Origin of the sequence: Salinivibrio kushneri (assembly GCF_027286325.1) — a bacterium.
Classification (GTDB): Bacteria; Pseudomonadota; Gammaproteobacteria; order Enterobacterales; family Vibrionaceae; genus Salinivibrio; species Salinivibrio kushneri_A.
Genome location: NZ_CP114588.1, coordinates 672,505 through 694,588 on the forward strand (window position 1 = coordinate 672,505; position 22,084 = coordinate 694,588).

Below are 22,084 nucleotides of genomic sequence, written 5' to 3' on the forward strand. Positions count from 1 at the left end.
CTTTCTAGATTACCGAATTTGCTTGGCGACCATAGCGCTTTGGACCCACCTGACTCCATGCCGAACTCAGTAGTGAAACGAAGCAGCGCCGATGGTAGTGTGGGGTCTCCCCATGTGAGAGTAGGACATCGCCAGGCTTTGATTATAAATTGCGCCTATTGCTTGCGATTTTTGATAGCTGCGATGCTCATGTATTGGCATACACTGCGCGTCTCGCTTCAAAAATCCCTACGCATAGCTCGCGATTTAATCATCAAAGCAGGTTTGCGTAAGACTTTGATGAGACAGAATTGGTGCGGAGTGGTAGTTCAGTTGGTTAGAATACCGGCCTGTCACGCCGGGGGTCGCGGGTTCGAGTCCCGTCCACTCCGCCACTATTTATAGGGGTATAGCTCCAATTGGCAGAGCAGCGGATTCCAAATCCGCGTGTTGGGGGTTCGAATCCCTCTACCCCTGCCACTTGAAAAGCACTGACATCCGTCAGTGCTTTTTTTTTGATTTCAATATTACCGATAGACTAACTTATGGGTGGTTTTTGGTGTGACATCAAAGTCCGCGTGTTGGGGGCTGGGTCGCCAGTCCGATCGAATCCCTCTACCCCTGCCACTTGAAAAGCACTGACATCAGTCAGTGCTTTTTTTTGATCTATTCAAACAAGTCTTCTAATAGTTTTTGGCCACAAATTGGCTTGGGCCTGTTGCATCGGGCTGGTGACTAAAACAAAGCTCATAGGCAAATGCCGTGGTATGCATTGGTTCTGTTCGGCTCTCACTGTGATATTCGACTTCCACAATCACTCTCTGGTAACCAGAGCCCTCAAATGCATCGAGTTTAGGTAGAAAGTGAGATAAGTCCTCAGCTTTTAAAAGCCAGCCTTCAACACGATCTTTGACAGAGTCGCTGAGCTCAATGCCAGGATAACCTGAGGCCGATCCCCAACCACGATCAGTGCGTATTGCTTGTATACTTGCAGGGAACCATTGACCATGGACATCCGAGAGCACATGGTGATTTGTGCCCTCTGGACACAGGGTTCCGTATACGAAGAGGTTGTTAAGCATAGGCGTCGCTCCATGAATGCACTTTGTTATTATTTCTTTTCTATCCTATCTCTGAGTTGAAGTAAGCAGCAAGTAATAAGTCAGGGCAATCACTTGTCTTTCAGCCTTCGTGATCGCAAAATCGGCGCTCATTCTAGTAACAACCTATACTCACACTGGCAAGCGTTATGGTGGTGATTAAGCAATGAAAAGACGTATTGGTAAGGTAGTGGCATGGGGCAGTGCTATTTTTGTCCCTGCTGCGGTGATTGGCGTCAATGGCTACTTCACCGTGCCTGACAGCACCCAGCTCCATACGGTGTCTGGTATACATCGCCAGTGCGTTGATTACACACATTCTTTACCACTTGATGAACAAGGCCGTTTTTCATTATTGGTATGGAATATTTATAAACAACAGCGTCCTCAGTGGGACACGGCGTTAAGTCAGTATCATCAACCTCACCGATTGATGTTGTTACAAGAGGCAAGCTTTGGTCCACAATTAGCGCGTTGGATCACGCAAGCATCCTTGCACTATGACCAAGCTTATGCGTTTGCGATGCAAGATGCCGTTGCAGGGGTGATGAATCTTTCCAAAGTGAATCCTTTACACAGTTGTGCGTATACCGCGGTCGAGCCGTATTTGCGCCTTCCTAAAAGTGCTCTATATAGTGAATACCAGCTCTCCAATGGACAACGCCTTGCGGTGGTGAATATCCATAGCATTAACTTTACTTATGCAATGGCCGCTTATAAGAAGCAGTTGGCTGCATTGGAGCAAGCATTGGCGCGTGTCGATGGGCCTATTATTTTAGCCGGTGATTTTAATACGTGGTCTCAACGGCGGTTAGACGCGGTGAGAGCGATGGTTACGCGTCTGTCATTGCAAGAAATGCGTTATCACCCCGATGAGCGAATGACTAAATTTGGGTTGCCGCTGGATCATGTTTTCTACCGTGGATTATCGGTAGAAAAGGCGAGTGCGATAGATAATGGTGCCTCCGATCACGCAGCGATAGAGGCACAATTGAAAGTCACAGGATAGAGGCAGCGAGGGGATTCCCCTCGCAGAATGTTCCTAGCTTAGTGCTATGATGATGGCCCAACTGGCAAAGACGGCAACCCAAGGCAGGGTGGCGACGACAATCGCTTTGCCATGATTGAGTGGTGTCCAAGTGCCGATAACCGTAATACTTAATACCCAGTACCACGGGAGCAGCAGCGGTAAGCTTGCTGCCCATGCACTCCATGAGGAGGCGAGCGGCAATTTGAGTAAGCCATTAAGACTGTTTAAGTCCGCATGAGCCGGCAAAATAAAACCGGATGATAAGGTCATATTGGTATAGCTTGCTAAATCGCCCACGACCGCGGGTATAAAGATAAAGCAAGATGCTGCGAGCCAGTGACGATAGCCAAAGTTAGGGGCGTCTTGTTTCGTGGCTAACCGAAACCAAAGTGCTAAGGCAAAAATGACTGCCGCTCGGCCAAACCAATCTCCGAGCACTTCAGAGGCAAGGAGTGTTTCACGTTGTAACCACTTTTCGGCGTCTGCAGGCGGCATCGACAATTGTTGCGCGAGTGCTTGCTGCAGCGCGGCAAGGTTAGTGTGGTCAAAATAAGCACTCCAAAATGCAATAGCGCTGAGGCACATGAGCAAATAAGCCAACCAGCCCCATACCGGGCGCTGGCTTAATGCAGCAAAGCATGCACTGGGACGAAGGACGATGTCTCTTAAGGCAAACAATGGATTGGCTGAGGCTTGCATCATGAGCCGCTACTCCGAGAAATGTCGATATGCAGGGTTAGCTTCTGCCCTGGTTGGATATACGCGTTCTGGCGTAACTGGTTCCATTTAACCAGCTCGGCAACTGATACATTGTAGCGTTGTGCAATACTGCTCAATGAATCACCTTGGCGAATTCGGTAAGTAATTGTACGGATGCGACGTGCATCCCCTTCTTTATCCCAAACGACCAACTTCTGGCCAATGCTGAGGGTATCGCGAGGACTCATGCCGTTCCACTTAGCGAGCTGACGATAATCAACGTCATAACGGCGGGCGATTGTCCAAAAACTGTCGCCTTGGCGTACGGTGTGGGTGCGCTTATGGCCATCTCGCTCCGCTGCTTGCAATGCTGCGAGGCGCTGTGGTGCGCTTAGCGTGTATTGTGACTCATCTTTCAGCGAAACAGGGATCATCAGGCGCTGACCCACGCGAATACGTGAGGAGCGGAGTTGGTTAGCGCGTTTTAAAACCTTGACCGTTGTGTTGTACTCAGCCGCGATTTCACTCAGGCTATCGCCTGACTTTACTGCATAGCGCTCCACGCGAAGCCCTTGGTTGTCATTTTTAGCCAACTCAGTGTTAAAGCGTTCCACATTTTCGTTGGGCAACAACAAATGGGTGGGCCCTGATGGTGATGTTGCCCAGTGGTTATACGCGGGGTTAAGGCTTTGTAGCTCAGAAACACTTAATCCGGCATAGTTCGCCGCGAGGGCGAGATCCATTTGCATCTTAGGATCGACCAAGGTGAGTGCAGGCTGGTTCGGGATTTCTGGCACGTCTAGCCCATATTGTTCTTGGTTGCGTAGCACATCACCAAGCGCGATCAGCTTAGGCACATAACTGCTGGTTTCTTTGGGGAGATCTAAATGCCAAAAGTCGGTGGGTTGACCACGTTGCTCGTTGCGACGAATAGCACGAGCCACGCGTCCTTCACCGGAGTTATATGCAGCGATAGCGTGTAACCAGTTGCCGTCAAACATGCCATGCAAATACTCGAGGTAATCGAGCGCCGCATCGGTTGATTGCATCACATCACGCCGGCCGTCGTACCACCAATTTTGTTCTAGGCCAAACCGGCGGCCGGTTGCTGGAACAAACTGCCAAAGGCCAGCAGCCCGACCATGCGAGTAAGCAAACTGGTCAAATGAGCTTTCTACGACAGGAAGCAGCGCTAGCTCCAGTGGCATGTTACGCGCTTCGACTTTCTCCACGATTAGGTGTAAAAATGGCGTGGCGCGTTCAGCCACAGTAGCAAGGTGATTAGGGTACTTTAAGTACCAATTACGATAACGGCGCACCGAGGCGTTATCAGGCACTGGAAGCGAAAGCTGCATACTGATGCGTTGCCACACATCATCCTGTTTTTGCGGGGAAAGTACCGTGGGCGTTGTTGGTGTGGTTTTCTTGGGCGTCTCTGTGGCTTTATCAGGCGAGCGCGTTGTTTCTTTTGCGACAACGGGCGGTGCCTCGGAGGCGATATCCGTATTTTGAGCGTCGCCGATAGACTGACAGCCGCTCAGCAACAGCGTGCTCAATATAACAAAACGGTACTTCATTGCATAAAACCTTCGTCCAAAATAGCCGATGATGATAGGGGCTGGTCTCATTGATGACAAGAGACTCAGCTCAAAATTCGTCCTTCCACTGACGCAGCGCACGGAAAACGGCAAGCTCATCGTCGGCTGTGGTGCGACCAGCGACCGCTTGAATGACTGTCGGTTCTTGGGTTCGCAAAAACGGATTAATACGCTTTTCTCGCTCAATAGTGCTGGGGAGTGTTTGCTTACCTTGGGCGCGTAAGCGGTTCACTTCTTCCCGGTATAGATGTAATGCGTCGTTTTCAGGCTCTACAGTCAGCGCAAACGCGACATTGGCGGCGGTATACTCATGGGCGCAATATACTTGCGTTTCAATGGGTAATGATGCCATTTTTTTCAATGAGTTAAGCGATTGCTCAGCGGTGCCACCGAGTAAACGGCCACAACCGGCTGAAAATAACGCATCGCCACAGAACAGCTTACCGTCTCCGACAAAGGCAATATGATCGTCTGTGTGTCCTTCGACGCCGACCACGAGAAAGCGGTGGTCAAAGACATCAATTTGGTCACCGTCGCTGACAGCCATCGTCAGTCGCGGGATAGGTTGAACATCGGGGCCGATCACTTTCGCGCTTGGCGCATAGCGTACAAGATCGTCAATACCATTGGTGTGATCCCAATGGTGGTGCGTGATAAGAATGCACGATAAAGTCAATGAATTCGCTTTGAGGTAGTCAATAACCTGACTTGCCTCACCTGGATCGACCACGGCGCAGCGATTATCTTCACTAATAATGAGCCATATGTAATTATCGTTAAATGCAGGTATGCTTTTTACATGAAGCATTGGGTTCTCCAGCGATAGAATGAGCCTTAATCAATGAAACCAGCGCGCATAGAACATCAGTTTGACTATCCCTATACGTGGGACCAAGTTGCTTACGGTGATTGGGCGCGCACCCAATTGCAAACTCGGCTGGATGAATGGCTGCCGACCTTATTTGGCTACCACTTGCTGAAATTGGGCGGCTTAAGCTGCGAGCTAGTCAGTGAACAGTGTAACATTCAACACCAAGTCTGTGTCGACCAACATAACCCAATGCGCAATGTGACCGCGACACACTATGCCTTGCCATTTATCGAGAAATCTTTTGATGCGTGTGTATTAGCGCACCAACTTGATTATAGCGATGATCCGCACCGTTTATTGCGAGAGATTGATCGCGTGATGATTGATGACGGTTGCTTGATTATATCGGGTGTTAATCCCACAAGCTTATTGGGCGTAAAAAAGTTTCTACGTGGCAGGCATCAACGGCTCCCGTGGTCGGGACGTATGTTTTCACCTCTTCGCGTTAAAGATTGGTTGAGTGTGATGAATTATGAGGTGGTTGAGGCGCACCAAATGGGACTATGGCCGACTCATCGACCCAGCGCTCGCCATGCTTGGATAGAGAGTAGCGCCAGTATGGTGACACCAGCGCTCGGCGCCATTTATTTGATTATTGCCCGTAAGCGTAGCTACCCGTTAAAACCGATTAAGCCTCGTTGGAAACTCAAGCAAGCTGTCTCACCGCTGGGCGGGGTTGTTCCCAACGGCGGTTAAAAATTGGATTAGTCTACAGGCTGGTAGCCTTCATCGGTGTTTGTAGGGTGGTTGGCGGCGTCGCGCGCGAGCTCGTCACAACGCTCATTTTCCGGGTGCCCAGCGTGGCCTTTTACCCAGTTCCACGTGATTTGATGCTTAGATGCCGCTTGATCAAGCTGTTGCCACAGATCGGCATTTTTCACCGGTTTCTTGTCCGCCGTCTTCCATTGGCGTTTTTTCCAATTATGGATCCATTGGGTGATCCCTTGTCGAACGTACTGGCTGTCTGTGGTGAGAACCACGTTACAGCTTGTATTGAGCGCATTTAAGCCGACAATGGCGGCCATTAGCTCCATGCGATTGTTGGTGGTGAGGGTGAAACCGGCACTCAAGGTTTTTTCATGTTGTTTATAGCGCATCACCACGCCATACCCGCCCGGACCTGGGTTGCCGAGACAAGAACCGTCTGTGAAAATTTCTACCTGCTTGGTCATCTTTGATACTATTAGCTATTCATCTGAGCCAAGTTTGACACAGTTATTGCCATGAAAGCGAATTACGATCGCCTCGTCGTGCTTGATACCGAAACTACCGGTATGAACCGCGAAGGGGGGCCGCATTACCAAGGCCACAATATTATTGAAATCGGCGCGGTAGAGATCATCAACCGTAAGCTCACGGGGCGGCACTTTCATGCCTATATAAAGCCCACTCGTGCTATCGACCCTGAGGCGATTGCGGTGCACGGTATCACCGATGCCTTTTTGGCCGACAAGCCGCAATACGCGCAAATCCATCAAGCCTTTGTCGATTTTATTCAAGGGGCGGAGTTGATCGCTCATAACGCGCCCTTTGATGTGGGGTTTATGGATTATGAATTCAAAAACCTAGGTGTCTCACTGCAAACCACTGAGCTTTGCACCATCACAGACACCTTAGCGATGGCGAAGAAAATCTTCCCTGGAAAGCGTAACAACCTTGATGTGTTGTGCGATCGCTACGGTATTGATAACTCTCGGCGAACGCTTCACGGCGCATTGTTGGATGCGGAGATCCTCGCTGACGTTTACCTATTAATGACAGGGGGACAAACTAACCTGTCGTTTAATGCCGGTACTGATACGGATAATGCGAGTCCAATGGCACCAAGAACCGTTAAGCGTCAGAAATCGCTAAAGGTTATTCCCGCATCGGCCGATGAAATGAGTGCGCATGAAGCGCGTTTAGACTTTATCGAGCAAAATGGTAGCTGTCTTTGGCGGCAGTAGGAGAATGCATGAAGAAGCGATGGTGGGCGGTGTGTGTTTGTTTTCCCTTGTTGGCACACGCTAACGAGCAAGAAATTCGTCTGCTGGAAAATCGCTTCCGTGTTGATCCAACCATTGAGCGTGCGGCCTTCGTGATTTATCGCGAAAAGCCAAGCATGCCGGTCGTGTTGGTACGTCCGGACGGCACCAAGTATTATGCATGGCGCCACCCAGAGAAAGTATCTTGGCACCAAGAATCAGACATGGATATCGTGTCGATTACCGACCCCATGCCAGGACCATGGCAAGCGATTGGCCGAGTCAGCCCTGACAACAAAGTCCGTGTTCTAAGCGATTTGCGTATGCAGGTTGAAGACTTACCCAGTCGTCTTTATCAAGGCGAGGCGGTGAAGTTTACCGCACAGCTCATGCTGGGGGATAAGCCACTTAACTTGCGTGACTTCATTGAGCGTGTTGATTTGACCGTACACTTCACTGAGTTCGTCGAAGATCCGGAGTCGCTTAACCCTGATCAGCGTCCACAGCCCAAAGCATTGGGGCAATTTAGTGACGACGGCTCGGGGCTTGATGAAGCACCGAATGACGGGGTGTTTACCGTGTCTTTGCCGATTAACGTCATGCCAGGCAAATACCGCGCACGCGTGACCTCGGGCAATGGCATTTTTTTCCGTACTTTAGAGCAACAAGTGTTGGTCTACCCGACACCTTTGATGGCTACGTTTAAACAAAGCCAAGAGGATGGGGAGCCGCACAAATTGATCGTGCAGTCCGAGCAGGCCAGTATCGAGCCTGGTAGTGTCTCTGTTCACGCTAAGTTTACCGATACGGAAGGCAAAACCACGGTGTATCAAACCACCGCGGAGGAAAAACAACAAACGATTACACTCGATATTCCTTATGCCAGCACACCTGGACAATACAAGTGGCGAACAACCTTGTATGCAACCGATCAGTTGTCGGGACGCCCGTTAGTTTTCCCGCTTCCCGAACAAACCTTTGCAGTTACCGACTACGCAGCGCTAGAACAAGCCGAAGCAGAGCGCGAAGCGCGTGAAAAAGCGATGATGGAAGCGGCGGAAAAGCGCCGCCAACAACGGGAGCGAGAAGAAGCTCGAACCACTTCCTTGTTAATTATTGGGTTGGGGAATCTGTTGGTGATGCTGATGGGGGCCGCAACCTGGTTTATCTTGCGAAAACGCAAAGCGCGCAAACTGGCTGAAGCAGCGCAAGAGCTGGAAGCGCCTCCATTGGACAGCGACGGAGAAGCTCAAGGAAGTGAGCTTGACATGGATAGACCGGATAAAAACGACTAGCGCGGTCGAGTGAGGAAGCGCATCTATTCGGGGAAATAAAAAAAGAGAGGGAAGCCCTCTCTTTTTTACGTCAAGCTATCGATGCAAGAAAATACGGTTAGGCCGCGTTATGCATCTTGCTCTCCTTGACCGACGCTGCAGGCAGCTCTGACGGATCAAAGTCATCCACATTGATCGTTTCAAGTCGGCCTTGCTCGGCTTCTCGCAATAGTTCGGCTTCTTGCTCGGTAATGACACCGGCGCTTAAGCCTTTATCCGCAACCTGGTCAAGGAACATAAACGGCAGTTTTTCACCGATACCTTCGCAGACTTTCTTGTGGATAGGTTCAGCGTTCAAAATATCATGCAGCGCTTTTTCAATGTTACCAATCGCATTACCAGGCTCGAAGTATTGGCCACGACCGAGGCGGTCACGTGTTGCACTGGGTGATTGTAAGATCACCGCCAGTTTTCCATCGAGACGGTCCCCAGGTTGACGGCGTCCTTTACCCAGCGGGAATACCAGTACGCGTACCAAGCCGGCAACCACTCTATTAGGGAAGTTAGCGATAAAACCATCCAGTGCTTGTTCAGCTTGGTACATGGCGTCTTGCATGCCCCAATGCACCAGAGGGAGGTCCTCTTTCTGGTAGCCTTCATCGGCATAGCGTTTCATGGTAGCTGACGCAAGATAGAGCTGGCTCAGCACATCACCTAGGCGTGCTGACAGGCGCTCTTTACGCTTGAGGTTACCGCCTAATACTGCCATAGAGACATCGGCAAGTAGCGCGAGTGCGGCACTATAACGGTTCATCTGCTGGTAATAACGACGTGTTGCGTCTTTGCGTGGCGCTTTTGACAAACGACCATCAGTAAGACCAAGCCAGAACGCGCGCGCAACGTTACTAAACACAAAGCCAACATGACCAAACAAGGCCTTGTCAAATGCGGCGAGGGCGGCTTGCTGATCGCTATTTTCGCTGGCACGAATCTCATCCAACACGAATGGATGACAACGAATCGCACCTTGACCGAAGATGATCATTGAGCGCGTCAGGATGTTGGCGCCTTCTACCGTGATCGCAATGGGTGAGCCTTGATAGTTACGCCCCAGGAAGTTTTTCGGTCCCAGACAGATACCTTTGCCGCCGACGACGTCCATCGCATCGATCACACCCTGTTGACTGCGGTGGGTACAGTGATACTTAACGATGGCAGAAATCACCGAGGGCTTCTCGCCGATATCGATACCGGTCACCGTCAGCGCGCTGGCGGCATCCATCACGTAAGCATTGCCAGCAATGCGCGCGAGAGGCTCTTCAATCCCTTCCATTTTACCAATGGGGAGTTTGAACTGACGGCGAATGCGTGCGTAAGCCCCTGTTGCTAGGGCGGCTGACTTTAGTCCCCCCGTGGTATTGGATGGTAGGGTAATACCGCGACCAATTGATAGGCACTCCATCAGCATACGCCAGCCTTGGCCGGCCATTTTTTGGCCACCAATAATAAAGTCCATCGGTACGAAGACGTCGTTACCTTGAGTTGGGCCGTTTTGGAAAGGCACGTTAAGCGGGAAGTGACGGCGGCCAATTTCAACCCCTTCGAGATCCGTTGGGATCAACGCACAGGTAATGCCGAGCTCGTCTTGATCACCTAACAGGTGCTCAGGGTCGCGCAGTTTGAATGCCAGACCAAGAACGGTCGCAACCGGGGCGAGGGTGATATAGCGTTTGTTCCAGGTGATTTTCATCCCCAGCACTTCTTCACCTTGCCACATGCCTTTGGTGACCACACCATAGTCAGGAATCGAGCCTGCATCAGACCCCGCTTCTGGGCTAGTCAATGCAAAACAAGGGATCTCTTTACCTTGCGCTAAACGAGGAAGGTAATGGTCTTTTTGCTCGGTAGTGCCATAATGCTGGAGCAATTCACCTGGGCCTAATGAGTTAGGCACACCCACGGTAGATGACAGCACGCCAGACACACCTGATAGTTTTTGCAGCACCAAGGATTGCGCGTAGGCAGAGAATTCTAGGCCACCATATTGCTTTTTGATGATCATGGCGAAGAATTTGTTGTCTTTCAGGTATTGCCAAACATCTTCAGGCAGGTCGGCCAGCTCATGTGTGACTTGGTAGTCATCGACCATGCGACAGACTTCGTTGACCGGTCCATCTAAAAATGCTTGTTCTTCCGCACTCAGCGTGGGGGCGGGAATGTCATGCAGTTTGTTCCAATCCGGCGCACCACGGAACAGGTCCGCTTCCCACCAGACTGTGCCCGCATCAATTGCTTCTTTTTCCGTCGCTGACATTTCCGGCATCACGGATTTAAATGCTTTGAAAGCGGGCTTGCTGAGCCAGTTGCGACGAAATGTCACGATATTGAGCGGCAACGCGATCACGGCAAAGATCAACCAAGTGATCTCCCCGACACTGCCCATGATTGTCCCTACAACTAGCCCGACTGCAAGCACGGCAGTCGATACCAGCAGCTTAGCACGATGGTATGCGAGTACACCGGCCAGTATTAGCATGGCGGCGATATATAACCCTGTTGCCATCACGTCATCTCCTTAAGGTTTGGTTGGCTCTTACGGTTTGTGGTAAGAGGTCGTACCACTCAATGTAAGCAAATAATTAACGAATTGTAAAATGGTACGGTGTGACTTGGCTTGCAAGGTGAGAAAATCACCACCTTGGTACGGGTGTAACTGGCAAGATAGGTTGCCATTCAAGCAAACGTGACCTGGCTCGCTTGTCGGGAGGGCGCGGCAGTCGACAGCCGCAAAACGATGCGGGTACACTGACAGTCATGTGACGCGATGCCTGTTAGGCGAGATCGTCAGATATTTGTTAACAGTGGGAAGGTGCCATGTACCAAGATATTATTCGCGGTGAGCTGACAGAAGCTGCCGATGTGTTAACAGCGTTTTTAAGCGATGACAATAACATTGAGCAAATCGAGAAAGCCGCTAAACTGCTGGCCGATAGCTTTAAGGCTAGTGGCAAGGTGCTCTCTTGTGGCAACGGTGGCTCGCATTGTGATGCCATGCACTTTGCTGAAGAATTGACTGGGCGCTACCGAGAAAACCGTCCTGGTTATCCAGCCATCGCGATTTCAGACCCAAGCCATATTTCGTGCGTGTCGAATGACTTTGGCTACGAGTATGTTTTCTCGCGTTATCTCGAAGCGGTGGGTATGAAAGGCGACGTGTTGTTTGGGCTATCTACATCGGGCAATTCGGGGAATATCCTCAATGCCATTGATGTCGCCAAACAAAAAGGCATGAAGACCATTATGCTCACGGGAAAAGACGGTGGCAAAATGGCAGGTCTCGCCGATATCGAAATCCGTGTGCCTCACTTTGGTTATGCGGATCGTATTCAGGAAGTCCATATCAAAATTATCCATATTCTTATCCAGCTAGTGGAAAAGGAAATGGCAGCGTAACCCCGCGGAGGTAGATGAAAGAATGTGCGAGCTGCTTGGCATGAGTGCCAACGTCCCAACCGATATTTGTTTTAGCTTTACTGGCTTGATTCAGCGCGGCGGTAAAACGGGTCCGCATCGCGATGGCTGGGGGATCACCTTTTATGAAGGCAAAGGGTTTCGCACCTTTAAAGATCCGGCACCCAGTAGCCAATCCAAGGTCGCAGAGCTGGTTACCAGTTATCCAATAAAAAGTTGTGCGGTGGTTAGCCATATTCGCCAAGCAAATCGAGGTGGGATTAGCTTAGAAAACACACATCCTTTCACTCGCGAAATTTGGGGGCGTTATTGGACGTTTGCCCACAATGGCCAGTTATCTGGGTTTGAGAGCCTGGATACTGGGCACTTTAAGCCTGTCGGGGAAACGGACAGCGAAAAAGCCTTTTGTTGGCTGTTGAACGAGCTTTTCAAGCATTACCCTCAGCAGCCAGACAACATGTGCGAGGTGTTTGATTTTATTGCGTCGCGTTGTGACCGTTTACGTGCATTGGGCGTGTATAACATGCTATTTAGCGATGGCGACTATGTCATGGCTTATTGCACCAATAATCTTCACTGGATCACACGTCGCGCCCCGTTTGGCAAAGCTAGCCTGATCGACCAAGAGATGACGGTCGATTTTCATGAGCAAACCACGCCGAATGATGTGGTGACGGTGATTGCCACGCAGCCCCTAACCAATAACGAACGCTGGCATAAGATGGCGGAGGGGGAATATTGTGTGTTTCACTTTGGTGAGGTGTATTGCGCTAACCAAACCTCGGCAACCTAGTCATTAAAAAAGGCGCAAATGCGCCTTTTTTTAAAGGAGAGGGGCTATGCGTCTGCGGCGTAACCTGCTGGTCCAAGAGCTTGGCCGTCAAGCCAGGCGCGGTCTTCTGTCATTTTAAGGCGTCCGTCGACAAACCATTTGACCACCAGTGGATAGATCCTGTGCTCTTGTTGTTGGACGCGCGCGGCGACAGACTCAGCGTCGTCGTCTTCAAAAATAGGCACACGAGCTTGAAGTACCACTGGACCGCCGTCGAGCTCTTCAGTGACAAAATGCACCGATGTCCCATGCTCACTATCGCCAGCATCAATGGCGCGCTGGTGGGTATGCAGCCCTGTATATTTAGGAAGCAATGACGGATGGATGTTGAGCATCCGGCCCGCATAGTGGGCAACGAAACCTGGGGTTAAAATACGCATAAAACCCGCCAGTACCACGAGATCGGGTTGATAAGCATCCAGCGCTCTAATAAGCGCCGCATCATACTCTTCCCGGCTAGCATAATCGGCATTGGCGACGACTTGAGCCGTTATGCCTGCGTGCTCAGCTCGTGTCAGACCATACGCATCGGCTTTGTTAGCGATCACCGCAGTAATGTGCGCGTGTTGCTGGTGGACGCTATCAATCAATGCTTGCAAATTAGAACCGCTGCCGGAAATTAATACGACAATGCGTTTCATGCTTTCAGCTCCACCTGTGCGTCGTCGCTCGTCGCGTGAGCAATATGACCCAACTGCCAGGCGGTTTCGCCGGCTTGATTTAACAGGGCAATCGCGTTTTCAGCTTCAGCCTGAGGCAGTGCAATCACAAGTCCCACACCACAGTTAAATGTTCTCAGCATTTCGTAGTCACTGACGTTACCTTTTTCTTGCAGCCAGTTAAACACAGCCGGCCATTGCCAACTGGTGTTGTCGATCACTGCCTTGGTTCCAGCGGGCAATACGCGGGGGATGTTCTCCCAAAAGCCGCCACCGGTGATATGAGAAATAGCGTGTACCGGGGTCTGTTCAAGGAGCGTTAATACCGATTTGACGTAAATGCGGGTCGGGGCTAACAAGTGATTGATGAGTGGTTGGCCTTCTAGATCGTCACTCAGATTTGCTTGACTGACCTCGAGGATCTTTCGGATCAGTGAGTAGCCGTTTGAATGCGGGCCACTCGACGCTAGGCCAATCAAGGCGTCGCCATCGCTGACTTGGCGCCCATCAATGATTGCAGACTTCTCAGCAACACCGACACAAAAACCAGCCACATCGTAATCATCGCCGCTGTACATGCCCGGCATTTCTGCCGTCTCACCACCGATAAGGGCGCAGCCTGCTTGCTGGCAGCCTTGTGCAATGCCGGTCACAACGTCGGCGGCAACGTCAACATCCAATTTACCTGTGGCGTAGTAGTCGAGGAAAAAGAGAGGCTCAGCCCCTTGAACGATCAGATCGTTAACGCACATTGCAACCAGATCGATGCCGATAGTGTCGTGTTTATTGGCATCCAGTGCCAAGCGTAGTTTGGTACCCACACCGTCTGTACCAGAGACCAATACCGGTTCTTTGTATTTAGTTGGCAATGAACAAAGCGCGCCAAAGCCACCTAGGCCTCCCATGACTTCGGGACGGTGCGTTTGTTTTACTACCCCTTTAATGCGGTCGACTAGTGCGTTACCCGCGTCAATATCGACGCCAGCGTCCTTATAGCTAAGAGATGATTGTTTACCGCTCACTGCAATTCCTCGCCGGAGTTGGAAGTCAAAAGTCGGCGCTATTCTATCAGTGCATTCAGAGAAAGGAAAACGTTTGCGTCAGCTGTTTGGTGAGAATCTGGGCGATATGTCAAGCCCTGAGCCTACGCTAGCAAAAACCTTTCATGTATACTACCGAGAATTTGTTTTTTGTAAGGAGTCTAAGATGAAGGTCGTGGAAGTAAGGCACCCGTTAGTCAAACATAAAATCGGCTTGATGCGCGAGCGAGATATTAGCACCAAACGGTTTCGCGAGCTTGCCACCGAAGTCGGCAGTCTGCTGACTTATGAAGCGACGTCTGACTTCGATACAGAAACCGTGACGATTGATGGCTGGGACGGCCCGGTTAATGTCGATCAGATCAAAGGCAAAAAAGTCACCGTGGTGCCTATTTTGCGCGCTGGATTGGGCATGATGGATGGGGTGCTTGAGCACGTGCCAGGGGCTCGCATCAGTGTGGTCGGTGTGTATCGCGATGAAGAAACGCTCGAACCTGTGCCGTATTTTCATAAGTTGGCAAGCAATATCGATGAGCGCATGGCGTTGGTTGTCGACCCTATGCTGGCCACGGGGGGCTCGATGATTGCGACCATCGACTTACTCAAAGAGCAAGGTTGTCAGCAAATTAAAGTCTTGGTGTTGGTGTCTGCTCCAGAAGGAATTGAGGCATTGAAAAAGGCACACCCTGATGTTGAGCTTTACACGGCAGCGATTGACGAAAAGCTGGATGACAAAGGCTATATTGTCCCCGGTCTTGGCGATGCGGGTGATAAGATCTTTGGCACTAAATAAAGCTATCGCCATCGCGCTGGCGTTGACCTCAATCGTGCGATAAAGCATGAAAAAACCCGCTTATATAGGCGGGTTTTTGGTGTTTACGGTGTTACGCCTGACTCGTGAGACGCTATTGCGCCAGCTTAGTGAGATAACGCTGAATTTGTCCTTTAATACCGGGACCATCTAACTCAAGCTCGGCGTGCATTTCTTGCTGGGTGCCTTGAGAGATAAAACGGTCGGGTAGGCCGATTTGTAGTACTGGCTTGATAACACCATGACGCATCATGGCTTCAATCACGCCAGAGCCCGCCCCGCCGGCGATTGCGTTTTCCTCTACCGTAACGAGGTAGTCGTGCGTGTTGGCCATTTCGATGAGCAATGCTTCATCCAGTGGTTTGGCAAAGCGCATATCAACCAAGGTGGCATCCAGCGCTTCAGCCGCTTCTAATGCGTGAGGCAACAAGGTGCCAAAGTTAAGCATCGCTAACCGCGTTCCCTGACGTTTAATCACCCCTTTGCCAATCGGCATCGCTTGCATCGCCTGTTCAATCTCTGCACCGATACCACTGCCGCGAGGGTATCGCACCGCTGCCGGCCCGTTATGAATGTGGCCGGTGTACAGCATTTGCCGACACTCGTTTTCGTCACTTGGCGTCATCACCACCAAGTTGGGAACACAGCGTAAATAGCTTAAATCAAAAGCCCCTTGGTGAGTTTGGCCATCTGCGCCAACAATCCCGCCACGATCAATGGCAAACAGCACCGGCAAGTTCATAATCGCCACGTCGTGGATGACTTGATCATAGGCGCGTTGTAAGAAGGTTGAATAGATGGCAACGACTGGGTGATAAGTACCGATTGCCATGCCTGCGGCCAGTGTGACCGAGTGCTGCTCGGCGATGGCAACATCAAAGTATTTATCTGGGTGCGCTTTAGAAAAGCGCACCATGCCCGAGCCCTCTCGCATCGCCGGGGTAATGGCGAGAAGTTTGTCGTCTTGTTCCGCCATATCGCATAGCCAATCACCGAACACATTAGAAAACGTTGGGCTGGTCGGCTTGGATTTAGGCAGTGTGTGTACGCTGGGATCAAACTTGGGCACTGCATGGTAACCAATCGGATCTTTTTCCGCTGGCTCGTAGCCTTTGCCCTTTTTGGTCATCACGTGTAAAAACTGCGGCCCTTTTAAATGGCGCATGTTTTTGAGGGTTTTGACCAACTCTTCGACATCGTGGCCATCAATCGGGCCGATATAGTTAAAGCCCAGCTCTTCAAACATGGTGCCAGGGACAACCATGCCTTTCAGGTGTTCTTCCGCGCGGCGTACCAGCTCCTTGATTGGCGGTGCGCCTGATAGCACTTTCTTGCCACCTTCACGAATGCTGGTGTAGACGTTGCCAGAGAGGAGTTGGGCGAAATGATTGTTCAGCGCGCCGACATTTTCAGAAATCGACATCTCGTTATCGTTAAGCACCACGAGCATATCGGGTTTGATATCGCCAGCATGGTTCATGGCTTCAAATGCCATGCCAGCCGTGATTGCGCCATCACCAATCACGCTAACCACACGCCGGTTCTGGCCTTCTTTTTGTGCGCTGATGGCCATGCCCAAGGCGGCACTGATAGATGTCGATGAGTGGCCCACAGACAGCACATCATAGGGGCTTTCTTCTCGCCACGGAAAGGGATGCAAACCGTCTTTTTTCCGGATCGTTTGCATGCGCTCACGTCGGCCGGTCAGGATCTTGTGTGGATAGGCCTGATGACCTACATCCCACACCAAATGATCGAACGGAGTATTATAGACATAGTGTAGCGCCACCGTCAGTTCCACCGTGCCAAGCCCAGACGCGAAATGGCCACTTGAATGACTGACTGTGTTAAGTAAGTAGGTCCGTAACTCTTCACAAAGCTGCGGCAGGTGATCGCGTGGTAAGGTACGCAATTCTTCCGGCGTATCAGCAAGAGCGAGAGTGGGGTATTTTGATATATCCAGTGTCATAATGGTTCGGCGCTTTTATTAATCATGCTAGTTGTTGCGCTCGATGATATATCGGGCAAAAACTTCCAGTTGTTCGGTATTGTAGGGGATTGCCTCCAAGGCGTGTAGTGCTTCTTGGTAAAGTAGTTCGGCTTTTTCTTGCGCACCAGCCAGCCCCAGCAGTGCCGGATAAGTGCTTTTATCCGCGTTCACATCTGATCCTTGCGGTTTCCCTAGCGTTTGCGTGTCACTGGTGATGTCCAAAATATCGTCCTGCACTTGAAATGCGAGCCCAATCGCATCGGCAAAACGCTCAAGCTCATGCAAGTGGCTAACGCCAGTCTCGCCGGCCGCATAGGCCCCGAGTTTTACCGCGCCTTTTATCAGCGCACCGGTTTTATTGCGGTGAATGCGCTTAAGCGCTTCAAGGTCAACGGCGCGCCCTTCAGCTGCTAAATCAAGTGCTTGCCCCAAGCACATGCCTGAGGCGCCACTGGCGGCCGCCAAGGTCTTCACCATCTCTATACGATAAGGGTGGGCGGCTGGATTGAGCCGACCTTCAGACAGCACGGTAAAGGCGAGTGTTTGCAAGGCATCGCCAGCCAAGATCGCGGTCGCCTCATCAAAGGCAACATGGCAGGTTGGCTGGCCGCGGCGCAAACTGTCGTTGTCCATGGCGGGTAAATCGTCATGAATTAACGAATACGCGTGAATACACTCCACCGCGACAGCAGGCGTGTCGAGCTGCTCGTAGTCAATGCCAAACAGCTGCCCAGTGGCATAGGTTAAAAAGGGACGAATCCGCTTGCCACCTAAGAGTAAACCATGTCGCATTGCTTGGATAAGCGCTTGATCTTGCGAGGGGAAGGTGTCGAGCCACGCTTCAAGCTGTTGATTGCTTCGCGTTTGCGTTTCGCGCAGCGCATCGTGTACAACAGTGTTAATCATCGTCTTGAGGAGAAAACTCGGTTAGTGGCCCATCATCTTCTTGCGAGAGCAAGATCTCGACGCGCTGCTCGGCGTCTGCAAGGGTTTTTTGTCCTTGGCGAGTGAGTGCAATACCACGCTCAAAGCGTTTCATCGCGGTATCGAGGGGAAGCTCACCGGATTCGAGCGCGCCAACAATCGTGTCCAACTCTTTGAGCGTGTCCTCAAAGGTCATATTTTCTGGTTTCTTCACAGCCATGATGCCATAAAATTAGAAAAGAGAGGCTAGACGGTAACTCAGTGGCCACAGGCGGTCAAACCACTCGATGTGTTTTTGTGTGCTTTACGCCACCGCAGTAAAAGGCATGTTATCCTTGTTGGTATCTGTGTATTTACGCTAAACCTATAGGGTTGGTTGCCGATATAACCAATACCCCAAAAAAATGAAAAACAAAGACTTGATGTAACTGAAGGGAGACTGACGTGGATATAGCGACGCTCATCGGCATTATCGGCTCGTTTGCATTCGTAATAATGGCGATGCTGTTGGGCGGCACCATGAACATGTACTTTGACGTGCCATCGGTGCTTATCGTCATCGGGGGGAGCTTATTTGTGGTTCTCACCAAGTACACCATGGGGCAGTTTTTTGCCTGTTTCAAAATTGCAGGTAAGGCATTCATGTTCAAATCCGATGACCCAGAGGATTTGATTGCCAAAATTATTGAGATGGCCGACGCGGCGCGTAAAGGTGGCTTCCTCGCCTTAGAAGAGATGGAAGTGAGCAACTCGTTTATGCAAAAGGGCGTGGACTTGCTCGTTGATGGTCATGATGCCGATGTGGTCCGTGCCACATTGCATAAAGACATTAACCTTACCGAAGAGCGGCACGACCATGGTATTGGCTTTTACAGTGCTCTGGCGGACGTAGCACCCGCGATGGGAATGATCGGGACTTTGATTGGGCTGGTAGCCATGCTGTCGAATATGGATGATCCGAAGGCGATTGGGCCGGCGATGGCGGTCGCTTTGTTGACCACCATGTACGGTGCAATGCTCGCCAATATGGTGGCGACGCCCATTGCCAATAAACTGGCGCTGCGTAAGGAGCAAGAAAAATTGAATCGGCGTTTGATCATGGACGGCTTGCTTGCGATTCAAGATGGACAAAACCCGCGCGTCATTGATGGCTTTTTGAAAAACTATCTCAATGAGGGCAAGCGTGAGGTTGATGTCGATAATTAATCGGTCTGAGGCGCTGGCCTTAGCGAGCGCGAAGTAAGGAGTCTTCATGGCACAACAGCAAGAAGAAGAGGAATGCAAATGCCCGCCTCCCGGCTTACCGCCGTGGATGGGGACGTTTGCGGACTTGATGTCGCTTCTTATGTGCTTTTTCGTCCTTCTTTTGTCATTTTCAGAGATGGATGTGCTTAAGTTTAAGCAAATTGCTGGGTCGATGAAGTTCGCTTTCGGGGTACAAAATGTGCTCGAGGTGAAAGACATTCCTAAAGGAACCAGTGTAATCGCCCAAGAGTTCCGTCCGGGTCGCCCAGAGCCGACCCCGATTGAAGTCATCATGCAGCAAACCATTGATATGACGCAGCGCACCTTAGACTTTCAAGAGGGCGAAGATGATCGGTCTGGCGGCTCCCAACGCAATACGTCAGATAAGGAAGGCGGGACCAGCGCCCAAGTGGCGTCACAATTGGAGCAGCAGCGAATGCAGCAGCAACTTGAGCAGCTGCAAAAAGCGTTGATGCAGGCGTTGCAACGCGAAATCGATGAGGGAGCGGTTGAAGTAGAAAACTTAGGGCAACAGTTGGTGATAAGGATCCGCGAAAAAGGGGCCTTCCCACAAAACTCTGCGTTTCTTCAACCTAAGTTCCGTCCTATGGTGCGCCAAATTGCGCAATTGGTAAAAGATGTGCCAGGGGAAATCAAAGTCTCAGGGCATACCGACAGCACACCGTTGGAGTCGGAGCTTTACCGTTCTAACTGGGACCTTTCCGCACAGCGTGCGGTGTCAGTGGCGCAGGAGATGGAAAAAGTGCCTGGCTTTAACCATTTACGTATGAAAGTGGAAGGCCTGGCAGATACCAAGCCGCGTGCGCCCAACAATTCTCCGGAAAACCGTGCGTCGAACCGGCGTGTGGAGATCGCTGTGATACAAGGAAAACCCACCTTCTCGGATGAAATCTCTACTGAGAATGCGCCACAAAATGCACCTTAGTCATGCCGCTCGGCGATAACTGATTGTTGGTAAAGACAAGTTATCGCCGAGCACGTCCTCTTTCTTCAGACGTCAAAATAGCCGGTTTCAGCGGCAGCCTGGTTATTGTATAATCCGCGGCTTTGTTCCCAGCTGTATCGAACCGGTTATGAAGTTTATCGTTAAAATTCACCCTGAGGTGATCGTCAAAAGTGAGTCAGTCAGAAAGCGTTTTACTAAAATCCTCGAGTGCAATATTCGTAATATTTTAAAGCGTCGGACTGATAATACGGCGGTATATAACCGTCGAGATCACATTGAGGTGACGCTAAAACAACCTAACGAGCGCCAATTGGTTCTGGATGTGCTGACCAACACACCAGGGGTGCAAACCGTGCTTGAGGTTGAGCAAACCCTGTTTAACGATTTACACCATATCTATGAGCTCACGTTGGCCGGTGTGCGTCACCAAATCGAAGGGAAGACCTTTTGTGTGCGCGCTAAACGTCGTGGGCAGCATGACTTTACTTCTATCGATCTTGAGCGCTATGTCGGTGGTGGTTTAAACCAAGCCGTCCCGTCGGCCAGCGTGCAACTGAAAAAACCGGATGTCACCGTGATGATGGAAGTGGACCACGACAAGCTCAACGTGGTGAAGCATCGTCATGCAGGCTTGGGGGGCTTTCCACTCGGTACACAAGAAGATGTATTGAGCTTGATCTCTGGCGGGTTCGATTCAGGCGTTTCCAGTTATTTGCACATTAAGCGCGGCAGTAAAGTGCACTACTGTTTCTTTAACCTGGGCGGCAAATCGCATGAAACGGGTGTGCAGCAGGTGTCTCATTACCTTTGGAATAAATTTGGCTCGTCGGCCAAAGTGAAGTTTATTTCGATTGATTTTGAGCCAGTCGTCAACAGCATCCTGGAAAACATTGATAACGCGCAAATGGGCGTGGTGCTTAAGCGTATGTTTATGCGTGCGGCGGCCATGGTGGCAAAACGGTTTGGTATTCAGGCGCTAGTCACTGGCGAGGCGTTAGGGCAGGTGTCGAGTCAAACACTGACCAACCTGCGCATGATTGATAACGTCACCGATAGCTTGATTTTGCGCCCACTGATTAACTGGGACAAAGAAGACATTATTCAAACAGCACGTAAAATTGGCACAGAAGACTTCGCCAAAACCATGCCTGAGTATTGTGGCGTGATTTCGAAAAAGCCAACGGTGAAAGCGGAAAAAGCCAAGCTTGAACACGAAGAAACCAAGTTTGATTTTAGCCTGCTTGAGCAAGTGGTTGACAACGCCACCGTGATGGATATCCGAGACATCGAGACCTTGAGCCAAGAGAAAGCACCGGAAGCGGAGCTGGTTAATGAGGTTGAGAAAGGCGCAGTGGTGCTGGATATCCGCAGTCGAGAAGAGCAAGAAGATAAACCTCTTGAGATTGAAGGCGTCGATATCGTGCACATTCCTTTCTTTAAATTGGCGACTCAGTTTGGCGACCTTGACCAAACGAAAACCTATTTGCTCTATTGCGAGCGAGGGGTGATGAGTCGCTTGCAAGCGCTGTATCTTAAAGATATGGGCTTTGAGAATGTCAAAGTGTATCGGGTGTAGGCGTAGGTTCTTACCATAGTAAAAAGACAGGCAGCCATTTGGCTGCCTGTTTGC

At 50.7% G+C, this 22,084-nt stretch carries 21 protein-coding genes, 2 tRNA genes and 1 rRNA gene; 13 read left to right on the forward strand and 11 right to left on the reverse strand.

From position 1 onward, the window contains the following. Nucleotides 1-21 precede the first annotated feature (21 nt). From rrf to N8M53_RS03285, 3 genes are all read left to right on the forward strand, one after another. Nucleotides 22-137, forward strand: a 5S ribosomal RNA gene (rrf, locus tag N8M53_RS03275). Nucleotides 138-297: 160 nt separating this feature from the next. Then, nucleotides 298-374: transfer RNA gene (locus N8M53_RS03280), tRNA-Asp, on the forward strand. Between the two features lie 8 nt (nt 375-382). Next, nucleotides 383-459 (forward strand) — tRNA-Trp (locus tag N8M53_RS03285). Nucleotides 460-662: 203 nt separating this feature from the next. On the opposite strand, the gene N8M53_RS03290 is transcribed toward N8M53_RS03285, so the two are convergent. Further along, a complete protein-coding gene (locus N8M53_RS03290; RefSeq protein WP_269579474.1) occupies nt 663-1,061 on the reverse strand; it encodes a gamma-glutamylcyclotransferase family protein in 399 nt (132 codons plus the stop codon). 184 nt (nt 1,062-1,245) lie between these two features. On the opposite strand from N8M53_RS03290, the gene N8M53_RS03295 reads away from it, so the two are divergent. Continuing rightward, nucleotides 1,246-2,088, forward strand: coding sequence for an endonuclease/exonuclease/phosphatase family protein (locus tag N8M53_RS03295; protein ID WP_269579475.1), 843 nt, complete (start codon nt 1,246-1,248; stop codon nt 2,086-2,088). 33 nt (nt 2,089-2,121) lie between these two features. Here the strand turns inward: N8M53_RS03295 and N8M53_RS03300 are convergent, their stop codons facing one another. The 3 genes from N8M53_RS03300 to gloB all read right to left on the reverse strand — a co-directional run bounded on the left by N8M53_RS03300 (nt 2,122) and on the right by gloB (nt 5,214). After that, the gene (locus tag N8M53_RS03300; RefSeq protein ID WP_269579476.1) at nt 2,122-2,811 is read right to left on the reverse strand and encodes a YIP1 family protein; all 690 of its coding nucleotides are present in this window, start codon (nt 2,809-2,811) and stop codon (nt 2,122-2,124) included. Continuing rightward, nucleotides 2,808-4,385 carry a lytic transglycosylase gene (locus tag N8M53_RS03305; RefSeq protein WP_269579477.1) on the reverse strand — a complete coding sequence of 526 codons (1,578 nt, stop codon included), beginning with the start codon at nt 4,383-4,385 and terminating at the stop codon, nt 2,808-2,810. The genes N8M53_RS03300 and N8M53_RS03305 overlap by 4 nt, the downstream gene beginning before the upstream one ends. 70 nt (nt 4,386-4,455) lie before the next feature. Next, nucleotides 4,456-5,214 (reverse strand): hydroxyacylglutathione hydrolase, encoded by a 759-nt coding sequence (gene gloB, locus N8M53_RS03310; RefSeq protein WP_269579478.1) that lies wholly within the window; start codon nt 5,212-5,214, stop codon nt 4,456-4,458. A 33-nt stretch (nt 5,215-5,247) separates the two neighbouring features. Between gloB and N8M53_RS03315 the strand changes: the two genes are divergently transcribed. Then, on the forward strand, nt 5,248-5,973 hold the full coding sequence (locus N8M53_RS03315) for a methyltransferase domain-containing protein (protein ID WP_269579479.1): 726 nt from the start codon (nt 5,248-5,250) through the stop codon (nt 5,971-5,973). Nucleotides 5,974-5,981: 8 nt separating this feature from the next. On the opposite strand, the gene rnhA is transcribed toward N8M53_RS03315, so the two are convergent. Next, nucleotides 5,982-6,449: a ribonuclease HI gene (rnhA, locus tag N8M53_RS03320; RefSeq protein WP_269579480.1), complete on the reverse strand. Its 468-nt coding sequence runs from the start codon at nt 6,447-6,449 to the stop codon at nt 5,982-5,984. Between the two features lie 51 nt (nt 6,450-6,500). Between rnhA and dnaQ the strand changes: the two genes are divergently transcribed. Both dnaQ and N8M53_RS03330 read left to right on the forward strand, forming a co-directional pair. After that, on the forward strand, nt 6,501-7,223 hold the full coding sequence (dnaQ, locus tag N8M53_RS03325; protein ID WP_269579481.1) for a DNA polymerase III subunit epsilon: 723 nt from the start codon (nt 6,501-6,503) through the stop codon (nt 7,221-7,223). Nucleotides 7,224-7,231: 8 nt separating this feature from the next. Next, nucleotides 7,232-8,536 (forward strand): TIGR03503 family protein, encoded by a 1,305-nt coding sequence (locus N8M53_RS03330; protein ID WP_269579482.1) that lies wholly within the window; start codon nt 7,232-7,234, stop codon nt 8,534-8,536. A gap of 97 nt (nt 8,537-8,633) precedes the next feature. Here the strand turns inward: N8M53_RS03330 and fadE are convergent, their stop codons facing one another. Then, nucleotides 8,634-11,078, reverse strand: a complete 2,445-nt coding sequence (gene fadE / locus N8M53_RS03335; protein ID WP_269579483.1) for an acyl-CoA dehydrogenase FadE — start codon at nt 11,076-11,078, stop codon at nt 8,634-8,636. 311 nt (nt 11,079-11,389) lie between these two features. Between fadE and lpcA the strand changes: the two genes are divergently transcribed. After that, nucleotides 11,390-11,968, forward strand: a complete 579-nt coding sequence (gene lpcA, locus N8M53_RS03340; protein ID WP_269579484.1) for a D-sedoheptulose 7-phosphate isomerase — start codon at nt 11,390-11,392, stop codon at nt 11,966-11,968. Between the two features lie 22 nt (nt 11,969-11,990). Further along, nucleotides 11,991-12,779: a class II glutamine amidotransferase gene (locus N8M53_RS03345; protein WP_269579485.1), complete on the forward strand. Its 789-nt coding sequence runs from the start codon at nt 11,991-11,993 to the stop codon at nt 12,777-12,779. A 44-nt stretch (nt 12,780-12,823) separates the two neighbouring features. Here N8M53_RS03345 and purN read toward each other — a convergent pair whose 3' ends face one another. Next, a complete protein-coding gene (gene purN, locus N8M53_RS03350) occupies nt 12,824-13,459 on the reverse strand; it encodes a phosphoribosylglycinamide formyltransferase (RefSeq protein WP_269579486.1) in 636 nt (211 codons plus the stop codon). Beyond that, the gene (purM, locus tag N8M53_RS03355) at nt 13,456-14,499 is read right to left on the reverse strand and encodes a phosphoribosylformylglycinamidine cyclo-ligase (protein WP_269579487.1); all 1,044 of its coding nucleotides are present in this window, start codon (nt 14,497-14,499) and stop codon (nt 13,456-13,458) included. The genes purN and purM overlap by 4 nt, the downstream gene beginning before the upstream one ends. Nucleotides 14,500-14,683: 184 nt before the next feature. Here purM and upp point away from each other — a divergent pair, with 184 nt between their 5' ends. Then, the gene (upp, locus tag N8M53_RS03360) at nt 14,684-15,310 is read left to right on the forward strand and encodes a uracil phosphoribosyltransferase (protein ID WP_077771097.1); all 627 of its coding nucleotides are present in this window, start codon (nt 14,684-14,686) and stop codon (nt 15,308-15,310) included. A 112-nt stretch (nt 15,311-15,422) separates the two neighbouring features. On the opposite strand, the gene dxs is transcribed toward upp, so the two are convergent. From dxs to xseB, 3 genes are read right to left on the reverse strand one after another with little or no spacing between them, the layout of a single operon-like run. Continuing rightward, nucleotides 15,423-17,297 carry a 1-deoxy-D-xylulose-5-phosphate synthase gene (dxs, locus tag N8M53_RS03365; RefSeq protein WP_269579488.1) on the reverse strand — a complete coding sequence of 625 codons (1,875 nt, stop codon included), beginning with the start codon at nt 17,295-17,297 and terminating at the stop codon, nt 15,423-15,425. A gap of 27 nt (nt 17,298-17,324) precedes the next feature. Further along, the gene (ispA, locus tag N8M53_RS03370) at nt 17,325-18,224 is read right to left on the reverse strand and encodes a (2E,6E)-farnesyl diphosphate synthase (RefSeq protein WP_269579489.1); all 900 of its coding nucleotides are present in this window, start codon (nt 18,222-18,224) and stop codon (nt 17,325-17,327) included. Next, nucleotides 18,217-18,462 (reverse strand): exodeoxyribonuclease VII small subunit, encoded by a 246-nt coding sequence (gene xseB / locus N8M53_RS03375; RefSeq protein WP_069361156.1) that lies wholly within the window; start codon nt 18,460-18,462, stop codon nt 18,217-18,219. The genes ispA and xseB overlap by 8 nt, the downstream gene beginning before the upstream one ends. A gap of 224 nt (nt 18,463-18,686) precedes the next feature. Here xseB and pomA point away from each other — a divergent pair, with 224 nt between their 5' ends. The 3 genes from pomA to thiI all read left to right on the forward strand — a co-directional run bounded on the left by pomA (nt 18,687) and on the right by thiI (nt 22,030). Continuing rightward, on the forward strand, nt 18,687-19,448 hold the full coding sequence (gene pomA / locus N8M53_RS03380) for a flagellar motor protein PomA (protein ID WP_077771094.1): 762 nt from the start codon (nt 18,687-18,689) through the stop codon (nt 19,446-19,448). A gap of 46 nt (nt 19,449-19,494) precedes the next feature. Next, nucleotides 19,495-20,433, forward strand: a complete 939-nt coding sequence (locus tag N8M53_RS03385) for a flagellar motor protein MotB (RefSeq protein ID WP_077456988.1) — start codon at nt 19,495-19,497, stop codon at nt 20,431-20,433. Nucleotides 20,434-20,581: 148 nt separating this feature from the next. Further along, nucleotides 20,582-22,030, forward strand: coding sequence for a tRNA uracil 4-sulfurtransferase ThiI (thiI, locus tag N8M53_RS03390; protein ID WP_269579490.1), 1,449 nt, complete (start codon nt 20,582-20,584; stop codon nt 22,028-22,030). Nucleotides 22,031-22,084 lie beyond the last annotated feature (54 nt).